Raw genomic sequence first — 14,733 nt, forward strand, 5'->3', positions numbered from 1 at the left:
TGTCAGCGGGAGCGTGATCCCAGGAGTCTGCCGCGGATGCCGTCGAGGTCGGTGTTGCTGACACCGGCAGCGAGGAGATAGTGCTCGACGTCGAGGTCCTCGAGGGTGCCGAGGATGGCGGCTTGGGTCGTGGTGCCGCGATGGGTGAGGACGGACTGGATGATCGGTCCTTGGTCCTCGGTGCCCATCACGGCGAACAGGGTTTTCAGGGCCTCGGTGGACAGGTCGTAGTCCGTTGCGATGGCCTCCGGTCGGACGTCGGCCAGCGCCAGCAGCAGGAGGGTGATCAGGCCGGTGCGGTCTCGGCCCGCGCCACAGTGGAACAGGACACCGCCGGGTCCGCAGTGGGCGAGCGCGGTCATGACAGCGGCGCAGCGGCCGGCTTTCCGTTCGAGGAAGGGACGGTAGTAGAGCGGACTGCCGTTGAGTTGCTCACTGTTGATGTGCTGCCAGAACTCGACGTCCTCGACATCGTCGAGGGGTACCTCGATGCGGTCGACGCCGGTCGGTGTGGTCGCGCCTGCGGTGGTGGCGGCGAAGTGCGCCGAGCCCGCCAGCGCTGTTGGGGACTTTGCTGTCGGGGACTTTGCTGTCGCGGGCCGGATCTCGTCGGCATTGCGCAGGTCGACGATGGTGCGGACACCGGATTGTCGCGCCTGGGACCAGCCCTCGTCGGTGACAAAACGAAGATCAGCCGCCCTGAAGAAGGCGCCGTAGCGAGTCGCATGGCCCGACCTGGTCGGCAAGCCGCCGAGATCTCTGGTGTTGTAGAAGCCTTCCCAGCTCACTGCTCTGCTCGAGCTCATGGTCGAGCATTCTTCCCTAGGCCCGCCGGTTATTGGGAGGTGAGGCAAAGGTGGCGTGATCGAGGCATGTCGCGACAGCCACTTTCGCGACGCCTGATGTCCCGAAAGTGGCTTTCGCGACACAGCCGCCGTGTGGTCCTGGACAGAAGCGATGTCCTGAAGGCCACCGTTGAGACATCCAACGTCCCCAAGACGGCCTTCAGGACGCCCCGCCCGACAAGACACGTTTGACCTTCGGCTCAATAGAACACGCCCGTGGCCTAAACAGATCACTCGCGCAGAGCAGCGTCACAGTGGGCCGACTACGACCCCGACTGGGCTCAAGCGAATCAAACAATCACCGGCACATAACACACCACCAGAATGCGAATGCGATTCTTGAGAAGCCTTCACGTTCGCACACCTGTTCGAACGCTGGTATTCTTGCGGGGTGTCCAGCCAACGAATCCTCGAACCGCCGCAGGAGCTGTGGCGTGCCGGTGCGCGCGAACTCGCGCACGGCGTGGTCGAGCGGTTGTCGGTGGCACGACAGGCTTTGGCGGAGGTCGGGCAGTTCCTGGCCGAGATCGAGTCCCGCGGTCCGATGGAGTTGTTCGGGCACGGTTCGACCGCGGGCTGGTTCGCCGAGACCGCCCGGATCAGCCCGAAAGAAGCTCGCGACACCGTGGCCCGCGCGCTGGCGGTGAACGAAAGCCGGAACCTGGACGGCACCCCCGCCCCCGCTTTCGCCCCCATCGCCGGAGCCGCCGCGGCCGACGGGGACCTCGGGCACCAGCAACTCGACCCACTCCTGGCGGTACTGAAGAAAATCCCCTCCGAGGCCTCGGAGGAAGACCGGTCCGAGGCGGAACGGATCCTGGTGAACCTGGCCCGCCACGCCGGGCCGCAGCAGATCGTCAACGGCGGCGCCGAACTCTTGGCGCACCTGGATCCCGACGGCAACGAGCCCAAAGACGAAGACCTGAAGCCGCCGTCGCGTGAGGTCCATCTCCGGAAACGCGACGACGGCTGGTGGCGACTCAACGGCCTCCTCGACCCCGAATTCGGCGCCCGCGCCAACGCGTTGTTCGAAACCTGGGGACAACGAAGACCCGCCGACGAAGACGGCAACCGCGACCCCCGCACCCCCGGCGAACGCCACGGCGACGCCCTGTTCGACGCCATCCACTACGCCATGACCAACGACAAAGCACCCACCCTCTCCGGAGACCGCACCACCATCGTGGTCACCATCCCCCTGGAGACCCTGACCTCCGGACTGGGATCCGCCTGCGTGGACGAGGTCTCCCAGATCACCGCACGCCACGCCCGCATGCTCGCCTGCGACGCCAAAATCATCCCCGCCGTCCTCGGCACCGAAAGCGAACCCCTCGACATCGGCCGCGCCACCCGCAGCGTCACCCCCGCCCAACGCCGGGCACTGAACCTCCGCGACCACGGCTGTGCCTTCCCCGGATGCCACCGACGGCCCAAACACTGCGAAGCCCACCACATTCTGCCGTGGGGCCAACTCGGCGACACCGACCTCGACAACCTCTGCCTACTCTGCCGATATCACCACATGGTCATCCACGGACAATCCGGCTGGACAATCCACATGACCAACGGACGACCCGAATTCATCCCACCCCAATACCTCGACCCGCTACAGAAGCCACGCCACAACCACCGCTGAACCCGAAGAGCCCGCCGACCCCACCGGCGACGGGCCCTTCGGCATGCCCACGTTCAGTTGAACCAGGTACCGAACATCGAACTCTGCGACCGCCCCGCCAACCGTTCGCCAAGATCGACCGTTTGTGCCTCGGTGAGCAGGCAGATGTAGTCGGTGACGGCCCTGGCGCACCGGGCCGCCTTGTTGTCATCGAAGGCCCCTTTCGCCTCATCGTCACGCTTGATGTCGCGGTAGATCACGCGGAGCTGGATGGGGATCTTCGGGCTGTTCGGCGACTTCTCCAGACACATGTGCAACCGGTCGAAGAGCCAACCGATGATCCTCTTCTGACCTTCCTGCTGGATGGCCAGCGGCGGCCTGTCGATCACGTAGAACCATGTGAGCTCCTTCAGCGCGGCCACCCGGTACTGACACTCTTCATCGACTTCGACGTAGGGGCTTCGTCCACGAGCCGGACCGCGTCCACGAGCCTGGTGAGATGTTTGCTGGTGATCAGGTTCATTTGAACCCGGTTCTCGCGAGTGTCCCAGCACTGCGACTTGAGACTTTCACCGAACTCGCCGACGATCGCGTCGATCTGCTCCCGGAAGCGATATTCGTTGAAACCGTTGATCTTCTTCAACCGTCGGCGACCATGCTTGAGTATGCGGTTGTTGTCGATCGCGAGATTGTGCAAAGGGATCAGCCCGGCCCGGAAGTAGTCCTCGAGGTCGTGCGTCGCGTAGCTGATGTCGTCGGCCCAGTCCATCAGTATCGCGTTCGCGGATCTCAACTAACCGCGACTGAAGTCTCTCGCCCACTCGAAGTCCTTCCGTTCGGTCTGATAGGCGCCCCATTTCTCGCCGTAGCCACGGTCGATCCACGAAGTCGTGGCCTTGGCCGAATCCCGCGGCTTGAGGCGCGGATACTTGAGGATGGCGTTCAGCGTCGCCCGAGTCAGGTTGAGGCCCATGTGTTCCTCCTTCCGCCTGGCCGGTTTCGTCACCACTCGGAAGGACTGCGCGTTTCCTTCGAAGCCTTCCAGCCCCGCGACCTGGGCGAGGCGCTGGTTGAGGACCTCCTCGGCGACGTGACCGAACGGCGGATGGCCGATGTCGTGCACGAGTCCCGCGGTCTCGACGACATCCTCGTTCAAATCCGATCCCGGTGGGAAAACGCCCGATTGAGCGCGCAGATGCTGCACGAGTCTTCGCCCCATCTGCGCGACCTTCAAGCTGTGCGTGAGCCGGTTGTGCAGCACCAATTGCTCACTGACCGCGGCGACCTGAGTCACTCCGGCCAGCCGCCGAAACGCGGATGAATAGAGCACTCGGTCCCGGTCGCGCTGATACGCGTCCCGATAGGTTTCCTTCTCCTGCACTTTGTGGCGCCGGGCAGTTCCTTCCGACATGGTCCCCTCCTCGTCCTGGCTCGAAGAGCCTTGAAAAGAAGGCGGACCACGACGAGGAACCGTTAACGACTCAAGCCACAGGGCGGGCCATCGGTACTCGTTCGCGACCGAACCGCAACCCGGGTCAATCCACCATCACCAGGTCCAGCCCCCGCAACCGTTCCCGATCCGCGATGACGTCGATCTCGCTGATCTTCCCGTCCACGAAAGCGAACGCGAGGACCACCGAAGGCCGTCCTTCGTCGGCCATCACGAGCCCCATGCCGCCGTTCACCAGCGCGAGCTGAGTGACCGCCGCCCGCACCGAAGCGGCGGCCGCACCACGAGCCACCGTGTCGGCTCCCCGCAGGAAGATCGGCGCGCGCGAGGGGCCCGCCGCCTTGTCTGCGCGGAGGACGACGTCGGGGTGCAAGAGTTGGAGGAGTGCGTCGAAGTCGCCGCCGCGGGCCGCGGCCAGGTAGGCGTCGACGACCTGGCGCCGTCGTGCGACGTCCGGTTCCGTCGCGACGGATCGGCCCTGGACACGGCGCCGGGCGCGGCTCGCGAGTTGGCGGGCTGCGGCCGGGGTGCGGTCGATCAGCGGAGCGATTTCGTCGAACGGCACCGCGAACATGTCGTGCAGGACGAACGCGAGCCGTTCGGCCGGCGCGAGCGTGTCCAGGACGACCAGCATCGCCAGGCCGACCGAGTCGGCCAGTACCGCGTCGGCGGCGGGATCGGCCGAGAAGTCGGCCGATTCGGCGAGCTGCTCGTCGAGCGGTTCTTCCCTACGATGATCGCGCGAGCGCAGCACGTTCAGGCACACTCGCGCCACCACCGTGGTCAGCCAGCCGCCGAGGTTCTCGATCTCCCCGGCGTCGGTGCGGTTGAGCCGCAGCCACGTGTCCTGGACGGCGTCTTCGGCCTCACTGGCCGAACCCAGCATCCGGTACGCCACCGCACGCAGCCTGGTCCGATGCTCCTCGAAACGCTCAGTCAGCCGATCCACGGCTCATATCTAACAGCCACCGAGATCGTCGGCGAACCGCACGCCCGAGGACCGGTACGACGCGGCCCGTTCGGTGGCGGCCTGCGGCGTCAGGACCTCGTTCTTCGCGTAGTAGACCCAGTCGACCTGCTCGAGGTAGGCACTCGTGCCGCCGCTGTGCTGCGTGAGATCGATGAACCACTGGTTGAAGTTCAGGGACATGTTCTGCCGCGGGTACACGTCGAACGGCCCGCTGCGGTCATGGTCGGCCACCAGTGCGCCGTCGATGTAGTACCGCACATGGCCGCCGGACACGGTCGCGACGACGGAATGCCAGCCGTCGATGCTGCGGCGCTGGCTGTCGCTCTTGTTCTCGGCGTACCACGGATCCGGCGTGTAGGTGTGCCAGCTGGTCTGGAAGTTCACCGGGCCCGCCTCGCCCCAGCCGCCGTTCGGCAGGTACTCCGAGAAGTCCAGCTCGCTGTAGATCGGGTCGTTGTCGTAGCGGAGCGGGCTGATGGTGAAGAACGTCTGGTTGATCCGGTCACCGTCCGGGCCTGACACCGGCGCGTCGGAGAAGCGGATCCGGGCCGCGTAGGTCCCCTCGAAGAACCGCCGGTCGGGTTGCATGATCTCGGTTTGCGTCGTGCCCGCGGGCGTGCCGTCGGTGGTGGAGGCGAGCTGCAGCACCTTGTCCCCGTCGGACGTCGGGAAGGTGATGCCCTCCGGAGCCCAGCGCGCACCGCCGACGCCGGGGCCGCCGGCGCCGGAACGCACCTGCCAGCCGTGCCGGCCGAGGAGCCCGTCGGTGTGCGAGCTGTAGTGGAAATCGTCGAACAGTGCCCCGCAAGCGGCCGCTCCGGCCGCGGCACCCGGCGCCACCGCCAGTGCGGCGACCGATAACGCCGCGACGGCGGCGACGCGAAACTTCCCTGAGGTCGACATCGTCGTCTCCTTTACCACTGGTCAGTTTCTTTCACCGTCTCCCTGCGAAGTGGTAAAGTCAATAGGTCTAGACAACTTGTCCACCAGCCAATTCACGCTGACCACTGGGTAGGCTGTGGTCATGCGGCGAACAGAGGTCAAGGACCGGCTCCGCCAGCTCATCGAGCGGCGGCAGCCGGGTGAGGTCCTGCCTTCCGAACGCGCGCTGAGCAGTGAAATCGGCGTCTCGCGCCCCACCCTGCGAGCCGCGATAGACGAACTGGAGCGCGACGGCCTCGTGGTCCGCGAGCACGGCCGCGGCACCTTCACCGCTCCGCGCAAGATCTCCCAGGACCTCGTTCCCGCCACCGGCGGCGAGCAGTTCGCCCCACCCGCCGAGGGGCACTGGACCAGCCGGGTGATCGAGTTCTCCACCACACCGGCGGGCGCCCGGCTCGGCAAGCGCCTCGAGGTCTCCCCCGGCCACACGCTGGTGGCCGTCACCCGCGTCCGCGTGGTCGAAGACGCGCCGATGGCGATCGAACGGATCCTGGTCCCCCGGGATCTCGTGCCGGACATCACGGCCGCGGGCTTCGAATCCGGTTCGTTCTACGAACTGCTCCGCACCCGGTACGAGGTCGTTCCCGCGACGGCCGTGCAGATCATCGAGCCGACCGTCACCGACCCCGACGAATCCGGCCTGCTCGGCGTCCCGCAGCATTCCCCCGCGCTGCTCTTCGAGCGCACCACCCGCGACGCGGGCGGCCGCGTGATCGAGTACACCCGCTCCCTCTACCGGGGCGACCGCTACCGGATCACCTCACATCTGAAGTTCGACCACACCTCCGGCTGACTCCGGCGCGCCGGGACCGTCCATCCGGGAGTCCGTGCGAGACTCCCGGGCGATGTACACCCCGTCCGATCTCGCCGACCTGCTCGAATGCGAGCACCGCAGCCTCCTGAACCAGGCGCTGGCCGCCGGCCTCCCGGGAGCGCCACGGCCGGGCTCCGGGCCGGATCAGCTGGCGGTCACGCACGGGCGCGCGCACGAGGCCGCGACGCTGGACAAGCTGCGCGGCGAACGGAGCGCCGTCGTCGAGATCGACGAACGCGACCCGGTCGTCGCCGCGAAGGCCACCGAAGAGGCGCTACGGGCCGGCGCGCCGGTGATCTACCAGGCGGTTTTCCACGACGGCGAGTTCTCCGGCCGCGCCGACTTTCTGATGCGGGACGACGAAGGCCGCTACGAGGTCTATGACACGAAGCTGGCCAGGCACGCGAAGCCTGCCGCGGTCGTCCAGCTGACCGCGTACGCCGACGCGTTGCGCCGGGCGGGCTGGCCCGCCGGTCCTCGGATGCATCTGCTGCTGGGCGATCACAGCACGCGGTCGTTCCGCGTCGACGACTTCCTCCCGCTGGTAAACCGGCTACGCGCCCGGCTGCGGGACCGGCCGCCGACCCTGCCGGTCCCGCTGTGGGCCGACGAGCGGCCCGCGTGCGGCGGCTGTTCCTACGCCGCGCACTGCGCGAGCGCCCGCGAGGCCGATCGCGATCTTTCGCTGGTCGCGGGGATGCGCGGCGACCAGCGGCGCAAACTCGTCGCCGCGGGCCTCGGCACCATCGACGCGCTCGCGGCCGCCGCTCCGGAAGACCGGCCGCGCGACATCTCGACGACGTCGTTCACCACGCTGCGCGCCCAGGCCGCGATCCAGGTAAGGCAGGACGCCACCGGGCAGATCGCCTACGAGGTCATCGATCCGGACGCGCTGGCCGAACTCCCGCCACCCGCGCCCGGCGACGTGTTCTTCGACATGGAAGGCGACCCGTACGCCTTGGCGGGCGAGGGGCTCGAATACCTCTTCGGCGCCGTTACCGTCGAGGAGGGCACGAAGTTCACGCCGTTCTGGGCGCACAACCGGTCGCAGGAGAAACGGGCCTTCGAGGAGTTCGTCGACTTCGCCACCGCGAGGCTCACGGAGCATCCCGGTTCGCACGTCTACCACTACGCCCCGTACGAGGTCACCGCGATCAAGCGGCTCGCCGCCGTGCACGGGACCCGCGAGGACGCCGTCGACCACCTGCTGCGCAGCGGTGGTCTGGTGGACCTGTATTCCGTGGTGCGCAAGGCACTCCGGGTCTCGCAGCGGTCGTACTCCATCAAGTACCTCGAACCGCTCTACATGCCCGAGGCCCGCGACGGCGACGTCAAGACCGCGGTTTCGAGCATCGAGGCCTACGAGGAATACCTGACACTCACCGCCTCCGGCGAGACCGAACACGCGGACGAAGTGCTGCGCGGGATCGGCGACTACAACGAATACGACTGCGTCTCCACGTTGCGGCTCTTCGAGTTCCTCCACAAAGTCCGCGTGGAGGAAGGGATCGCGCTCGCCGAGCCGCCGGAAGAGTCCGATGTGGACGCTCTGCTCCGGCAAACCGAGGAGGACGTCGCCGCCCAGAAACGCGCCGAACGCGCCGCGCAGCTGGCCGCGCTGGTCGATCCGCTGCTGGACGGGCTTCCCGACGATCCGGCCGAGTTCACCGGAGAGGATCGCGCCCGCGCGCTGCTGGCCGCGTCCGTCGGCTACCACCGCCGCGAGACGAATCCGGCGTGGTGGGAGTACTTCCGCCAGCTGGCCGCCCCGCTCGGCGATCTGGAGACCGACAACGCCTGCACCGTCCCGGTCTCGTTGGAGGCCGGGGAATGGGTGCCGCCGTCGGGCCGGGTCCGGAAGGCGAAGCGCTCGCTCGTGCTTCGCTGCGACCCGGACCGGCCGCATCCCTTCGCCCCCGGCGACGACGTCCGCCTGCGGTACGGAGCGGCCGCGAGGGACGCCAAGGTCGTCTCGGCCACCGCCGTCGAGCTGACCCTGGAAGAGAGCTGTCCGCCCGACGAGACCACCGCCGACCGGCCGGTCGCGGTATTGCCCGGGAGCCCGGTCCGTCCCTCCCCCAAGGACGACGCGGTCGCGGATCTCGCCCGCCTCGTCGTCGACACGCTGCCGGTGCTGCCCGCCCATCCCGGCGTCGATCTCCTCCGGCGTACGACGCCGCGGCTGCGCGACGACCGGGGCTTGCCCGAACCCGGGCCGGACCTGGTGACCACGGTGATCGAGGCCGTCGAGGCGCTCGACGGCTCCACGCTCGCCGTCCAGGGCCCGCCCGGCGCGGGCAAGACGTACCTCGCGGGCAGGCTGATCGCGAAACTCGTGCGCGCGGGCAAGACGATCGCCGTCACGTCGACCAGTCACAAGGCCGTGGAGAACGTGCTGTCGGCCGCGCTCAAGAACGCGCCGGATCTGCCGTGCGCCAAACGCGCCAAGCGGACCCCGGATCCAGCCGCGCCGTGGGAGCAGCCGAAGACCAATCCCGCGCTGGTGAAATGGCGCGAGGAGCACGACACCGGACATCTGGTCGGCGGGACGGCTTGGACGTTCGCGAACGCCGCGATCCGGGAAGAGCCGTTCGACCTGGTGATCATCGACGAGGCGGGCCAGTTCGCCCTCGCCGACGCGCTCGCGGTGTCGATGTGCGCCAAGAATCTCCTGCTGCTGGGCGATCCGCAGCAGTTGCCGCAGGTCGTGCAGGGTACGCATCCCGCGGGCGCCGAAGCGTCCGCGCTCGGACACCTGATCGACGAGGCGGACATCATCCCGGCCGAGCTCGGGTACTTCCTCGACGAGACCCGCCGGATGCATCCGGCCGTCTGCGCGCCGGTGTCGCGGCTGTCCTACTCGGGCCGCCTGCACTCGCATCCCTCGGCGGCCGAGCGGTCGATCGACGGCGTCGAAGCGGGCCTGTACCTCGCCGAGGTCGACCACCACGGCAACACGACACGGTCGATCGAGGAGGCCGAGGCGGTCACCTCCCTCGTCGCCGAACTCCACGGCCGCGCCTGGACCGATCACGGCGAGCCCCGGCCGCTCGGCGACGAGGACATCCTGGTGGTGGCGCCGTACAACCTGCAGGCCAGGGTCGTGGCCCGCGCACTGGACCAGGCCGGGCACCCCGGCGTCAGGGTGGGCACCGTGGACCGGTTCCAGGGGCAGGAGGCGCCGGTGGTGATCACCACCATGACCTCGTCGTCGGCCGTCGATCTGCCGCGTGGCCTGGACTTCCTGCTCTCCCGCAATCGGCTCAACGTGGCGCTCTCACGGGCGCAGGCGCTCGCGATCGTGGTCTGCTCGCCGCGGCTGGTCGAAGCCGACATCCGCACGGTCGACCAGATGCGGCTGGTTTCGGGCATGCTCGGGTTGATGACCGAAGCCGTGCCGTGGCACGCAGGACGGAGTGGACGATGACAGAGAACAGCCCGGACAAGAAGCCGGAGATCCTCGACGCCGAGATCGTCGAAGAGACCCCGGCCGCGCCGGTCGAGGTCCCGGAGCCGGATTACAGCGAGAGCGGCGTGCCCTCGTTCGACCACGTGCGGGACCGGATCGAGCAGCGCTACACGACGTCGCTGGGCTCGACCGAGCTCGCCGGGCTCGGCGGCAAGGAAGACGTCGCTTCGCTCGACAAGAAGATCGCCGACCGCGACAAGGCCGCCAAGGACAAGCTGGCCGAGATCCGCCGCGCGATGCGCGAGCAGTGAGCTAACCCCAGTGCGGTGAACCGGCCTTCACCGCGATTTCCCGCGCCTTCCGATAGTGCTCGGCGGCCGCTTCTCGCAGGCCGAGGGCGGTGGCCAGCTCGCCGAGGTAGTACGCGACCGGGCGGAGGGTGAGCATCCCGCTCCCGGCGCCGGCGATCTCCCCTTCGGCGGGCAGGAGTTCGGCGTACAGGCGTTCCATCGTCGTCCGGTCACCGAGTTCGAGCGCGACGACGGCGTGCAGACAGGTGCGTGCCTCGAACAGCAGGTCTCTTGGCGAATCCGGGATCGGGAGCACCGGGCGGCACCAGCTTTCGTAAGCGCCGTAGTCGTCTTCCAAGGCTTCCGGCGGCAAACCACGCTGGATCCGGTCGCAGTACAGCGCGAGCGCGAGGATCCCGTTGTCCACACCGGACATGGCCGTTCCCGCGAGACCCGCCGCCGCGGCGCGGTAGGCGGCCTCCCCACCGGGACCGGTCATCGCGGTCCGCATCGCGCGATACCACCGGGTGAACACGCCGACGAGCGGAAGACCGTATCGCTCGCCGAGTTCGTCCGCCGACGCGGCGTGCCGGTCCGCGGCGGCGAAATCCGCGAGCGCGCTCTTCGCCTGCAGGAGCACGAGGTGCCCGAGCACCTCGAACGTCACAAGTCCGTGCCGCGCGGCGAGGTCGACCAGTTCGGCGCCGATCGCGGCCCGCTCGGGGGCGAGACCGGCGCGGTCGAAGGACTGCAGGAACCGGGCGTTGAGCGCGAACGCCAGCAGAGCCGGATCTTCCAGCCGCCGGGCGAGCTCCTCGGCTTCCCGGGCCGCCTCGCGTGCCCGCGGTCCACCCGCGTTCCGCATCTCGACGGCGAGGGTCGCCAGCAGACGGCACCGCTCGGCCATGTGTTCGGCGGGCAAGGCGGCGAGGGTGCGCTCGACGGCTTCCGCGATCCGGGAAGCGAGTTCCCTGTCGTCGCTTTCGGTCCAGCTGGCGGGGACGTCGAAGGCACCGATCACCCGTGCGGTCAGCAGTGGATCGTCCAGCTTTTCGGCCAGTTCCAACGCTTCGGCCCGATGCTTCCGCGACTGGCCGAGCCCGCCGGCGACGGCCGAAGCGCGGGCCTTGCCCATGATCAGCTCCAGCCGCTTCGCCGTGTCGGAGGCGCCGGAGCGGTCGTACGCGGCGAGTGCGGCGTCCCAAAGGCGTGCCGCTTCCGTTGACGCGAAACGGTTCTCGGCCCGTTCGGCGGCGGCCTGCGCGTACCGCGCGGCACGGTCGTCGCGCTCCTCCGACAGGAGGAAGTGGTGCGCCAGGGCGTCGACCTCGTCCGGGCGGAGATCTTCCAGCGCCTCGGCGATCTCGCCGTGTTCGCGGGCGCGCCGTGAACGGGAGAGATCGTGGTAGAGCGTGTCCCGCACGAGCGCGTGCGCGAACCGGAACCGGCGCGGCGCCCGCTCGGTCAGGAATCCGCGCCGGACCGCGATCTCGGCGGCGTCGAGCGCGGTCTTCCCCACCAGGGTTTCGAGAACGTCCAGATCGACGTCCGTCCCGATCACCGCCGCCCGCCGCACCACGCCGCGGACGTCGTCCGGCAGCGCGTCCACCCGGTGGCGGACGACGTCGCGGACGCCCGGCGGTACCGCGTCCAAGGCGGCCGCGCCTTCGGTGGCCAGCAGGCGGGCGAGTTCACGGACGAAGAACGCGTTCCCGCCGGTGCGCCGATGGAGTACCGCGGCGGTTTCCGGATCGATCTCTTCTCCGGTCGTGGCACGGACCAGGCCGGCGACCTCGGTCTCGGGCAGGCCGCCGAGATAGATCCGGGCCGGCTCGTGGCGAGCGGCCCTGGCGAGGAAGTCCGTCAGCCGGGCGGGTGGGTCGGTGCCGCGATAGGTCGCGATGATCGACACCGGTTCGGCCAGCACCGAGGTCAGCAGCGCCAAGGTCTCTTCGCCCGCCCAGTGCAGGTCGTCGAGGACGAGCAGGAGCGGCGCGGCAGCGGACAGATGAGCCGCGACGGCGCGATGCCACCGCCAGCGCGCGGCCAGTGGGTCTTCGGTCCCCGGCTCCGCCGTCGGCGCCGGGCCGTACCCGGCGTCGGCGAGCGTGGCCAGGATCCGGGTCCAGGCGTAGGCGGGCGGCGCGCCCTCGTCGTCGGGATCGCTTCCCCACGCCGTGGTCCAGCCTCGCGCGGCGAGGCGTGCGGAGAACGCTTCGGCGAGCGCTGTCTTCCCCACCCCGGCGTCGCCGGAGACGAGCACCAGCCGAGACCGCGTCACGGCTTCTTCGAGCTCGGCCAGCTCCGCGTCGCGCCCGACCAGTGGCCGCTCGGCGATCTTGGGCGCGGACGGCTCCAGCCGAGGCGCTTGCGCGAGGATGTCGGCCTCCAGTTCCCGCAGGCCGGCGCCGGGATCGATGCCGAGTTCGTCGGCGAGGTGTTCGCGCGCCGTGCGCAACACCGCCAGCGCGTCACCCTGCCTCCCGGCGCGATAGAGCGCGAGCGCCAGAAGCCGGGAACCGTTCTCCCTCAGCGGATGCGCACGCACCAGCCCTTCCAGCCCCGGGATCGCCTCGGCGGCGCGCCCGAGCGCGAGGAGCGCATCGGCACGGAGTTCTCCCGCCAGCGAACGGAGTTCGGTCAAGCGGGAGACTTCGCCGACGGCCCAGCCCTCCTCGGCGAATTCTGCGTACGCGGGGCCGCGCCAGAGCGCGAGCGCTGTGTCCACTTGCGACAGTGCCGCGTCCGGCCGCCGGGCGTCGAGCAGTTCACGGGCCGCTGCGACGGCGGTCTCGAAGTCCCACGCGTCGACGGAATCGGCGCGCAGGGCGTAGCCGCGGGCGACCGTGACGAGCAGCCGCGCGGGCTCACGGGGCGCGCGATCCGGCTCGAGGGCGCGGCGCAGGGCACCGACGAACGTCTGGACGGCGCCGACCGCGCCCTCGGGCGGGCGTTCCCACAGGTCGTCGACCAGGCGTTCCACCGGCACGACCCGGCCACGGGCGATCAGCAGCCTGGCCAGCACCGCGCGGTGCCGCGGGCCCTTGAGCCCGGCTTCGCCCCGCGCGTCCTCGGCCACGAGCGGACCGAGCACCCCGAACCGCATCGTCACCTCCTCGCTGCACCGACGGTGATCATCGTGCCCCGGCCGCTCGGTCGCCGCTGACCGGGTGCTGATTCGGGCCGGGGACGCTGGCGATCGTCACGGAACGACCAGGAAGGTACCCATGCGCATCACCGGATTCGACTACCAGCGCGTGCCCGTCGCGGACGGCGTGGCGATCAACGTCGCCGTCGCCGGGACGGGCAGCCCGATCGTGCTGCTGCACGGTTTCCCCGAGACCCACCTCATGTGGCGGCACGTCGCGGCGGATCTGGCGGCCGACCACACCGTCCTCTGCCCTGACCTGCGAGGATACGGCGAAAGCGACAAGCCCGCCGACACCGGCGAGACCTACTCGAAGCGGTCGATGGCGGACGATGTCGTCGCCGTCGCGAAGGCCTTCGGTCACGACCGGTTCGCCCTCGCCGGGCACGATCGGGGCGCGCTGGTGGCGCTGCGCGCCGGCCTCGACCACCCGGACAAGGTGAGCCATCTCGCGATCCTCGACGTGCTGCCGACGCTGGACATGTGGGACGTCCTGCACGGCACCACCGCCGCGGTCGGCTTCCACCTCTTCCTGATGGCCCAGCCGCCTGGACTGCCCGAACAGCTGATCGGCGCCGCTCCCGACGCGTTCTTCGGTCACTTCCTCGACGCGTGGACCCAGCGCGGCGACGCGATCCCGGCCGACGTCCGGGCCGCGTACCTGGAGGCGTCACGGAACGCGGTGACCTCGATCGTCGCCGACTACCGCGCGTCGGCCGGCATCGACGTCGAGCACGACCAGGCGGATCGCGCGGCGGGCAACCGGCTCACGATGCCGCTCACCGTGCTCCAGCAGGATTGGGGCGCCGCACTGGGCTACGACGCCGTCGCGCTCTGGCAGGCGTGGGCGACCGACTTGGACCACCGGACGGTCACGTCGGGGCACTTCATGGCCGAGGAATCACCGGCGGAGGTGGTGAAGGCGCTGCGGGACCTGCTCACGCGCTAGGCCGGCTACCAGGCAGAGGCGACGCGCCGCCAGTGTCCACAAAGGGTCGTGAGTGATAATGATCGTTCTATAGAGGGGTAAGGCAAACGTGGCGTGCCGGAGTTGGCGGCAGGAGCGGGACTCGCCGACCAGGCACCTTTCCAACTGTTCATAACGGACTTTTTCCGCGGCGACAGTGTCCGACTTGGGTTATTTGCACGGTTCGGCGAGGGGTCGTGAGTGGCGTTTCTGGTTTTCGCCCCAAACACCCCCCCCCAACCCCCCGTTACACCTCCCACCCTGGGGATCTGAAGGGCACCCA

At 69.1% G+C, this 14,733-nt stretch carries 12 protein-coding genes; 5 read left to right on the forward strand and 7 right to left on the reverse strand.

Features of this window, described 5'->3' with window-relative positions; all coding sequences use genetic code 11:
- Window positions 1-2: 2 nt before the first annotated feature.
- Complete coding sequence (locus tag AC0685_RS07440) at window positions 3-806, reverse strand: tyrosine-protein phosphatase (RefSeq protein ID WP_478224803.1); 804 nt, start codon at window positions 804-806, stop codon at window positions 3-5.
- Window positions 807-1,236: 430 nt separating this feature from the next.
- Between AC0685_RS07440 and AC0685_RS07445 the strand changes: the two genes are divergently transcribed.
- The gene (locus tag AC0685_RS07445) at window positions 1,237-2,481 is read left to right on the forward strand and encodes an HNH endonuclease signature motif containing protein (RefSeq protein ID WP_478224804.1); all 1,245 of its coding nucleotides are present in this window, start codon (window positions 1,237-1,239) and stop codon (window positions 2,479-2,481) included.
- A gap of 53 nt (window positions 2,482-2,534) precedes the next feature.
- On the opposite strand, the gene AC0685_RS07450 is transcribed toward AC0685_RS07445, so the two are convergent.
- The 5 genes from AC0685_RS07450 to AC0685_RS07470 form a co-directional block, all read right to left on the reverse strand.
- Entirely contained in the window at window positions 2,535-2,882 is a 348-nt protein-coding gene (locus AC0685_RS07450) for a hypothetical protein (RefSeq protein ID WP_478224805.1), read from the reverse strand.
- Entirely contained in the window at window positions 2,870-3,229 is a 360-nt protein-coding gene (locus tag AC0685_RS07455; RefSeq protein WP_478224807.1) for a hypothetical protein, read from the reverse strand. The genes AC0685_RS07450 and AC0685_RS07455 overlap by 13 nt, the downstream gene beginning before the upstream one ends.
- 24 nt (window positions 3,230-3,253) lie before the next feature.
- Window positions 3,254-3,871, reverse strand: coding sequence for a dGTP triphosphohydrolase (gene dgt, locus AC0685_RS07460; protein WP_478224808.1), 618 nt, complete (start codon window positions 3,869-3,871; stop codon window positions 3,254-3,256).
- Between the two features lie 124 nt (window positions 3,872-3,995).
- Window positions 3,996-4,859, reverse strand: a complete 864-nt coding sequence (locus tag AC0685_RS07465; RefSeq protein ID WP_478224809.1) for a sigma-70 family RNA polymerase sigma factor — start codon at window positions 4,857-4,859, stop codon at window positions 3,996-3,998.
- A gap of 9 nt (window positions 4,860-4,868) precedes the next feature.
- The gene (locus AC0685_RS07470; protein WP_478224810.1) at window positions 4,869-5,783 is read right to left on the reverse strand and encodes a glycoside hydrolase family 16 protein; all 915 of its coding nucleotides are present in this window, start codon (window positions 5,781-5,783) and stop codon (window positions 4,869-4,871) included.
- A 121-nt stretch (window positions 5,784-5,904) separates the two neighbouring features.
- On the opposite strand from AC0685_RS07470, the gene AC0685_RS07475 reads away from it, so the two are divergent.
- Genes AC0685_RS07475 through AC0685_RS07485 form a run of 3 tightly spaced genes read left to right on the forward strand, consistent with a single transcriptional unit; the run spans window position 5,905 to window position 10,356 of the window.
- On the forward strand, window positions 5,905-6,615 hold the full coding sequence (locus tag AC0685_RS07475) for a GntR family transcriptional regulator (protein ID WP_478224811.1): 711 nt from the start codon (window positions 5,905-5,907) through the stop codon (window positions 6,613-6,615).
- Window positions 6,616-6,667: 52 nt separating this feature from the next.
- On the forward strand, window positions 6,668-10,063 hold the full coding sequence (locus AC0685_RS07480) for a TM0106 family RecB-like putative nuclease (protein ID WP_478224812.1): 3,396 nt from the start codon (window positions 6,668-6,670) through the stop codon (window positions 10,061-10,063).
- Window positions 10,060-10,356 (forward strand): hypothetical protein, encoded by a 297-nt coding sequence (locus AC0685_RS07485; protein WP_478224813.1) that lies wholly within the window; start codon window positions 10,060-10,062, stop codon window positions 10,354-10,356. Before AC0685_RS07480 ends, AC0685_RS07485 begins: the two co-directional genes overlap by 4 nt.
- 1 nt (window position 10,357) lies before the next feature.
- On the opposite strand, the gene AC0685_RS07490 is transcribed toward AC0685_RS07485, so the two are convergent.
- A complete protein-coding gene (locus tag AC0685_RS07490; RefSeq protein ID WP_478224814.1) occupies window positions 10,358-13,441 on the reverse strand; it encodes a BTAD domain-containing putative transcriptional regulator in 3,084 nt (1,027 codons plus the stop codon).
- 121 nt (window positions 13,442-13,562) lie between these two features.
- Between AC0685_RS07490 and AC0685_RS07495 the strand changes: the two genes are divergently transcribed.
- Window positions 13,563-14,432 (forward strand): alpha/beta fold hydrolase, encoded by an 870-nt coding sequence (locus tag AC0685_RS07495; RefSeq protein ID WP_478224815.1) that lies wholly within the window; start codon window positions 13,563-13,565, stop codon window positions 14,430-14,432.
- Window positions 14,433-14,733: the final 301 nt, after the last annotated feature.

This window comes from Amycolatopsis sp. NPDC043889, from assembly GCF_056435645.1.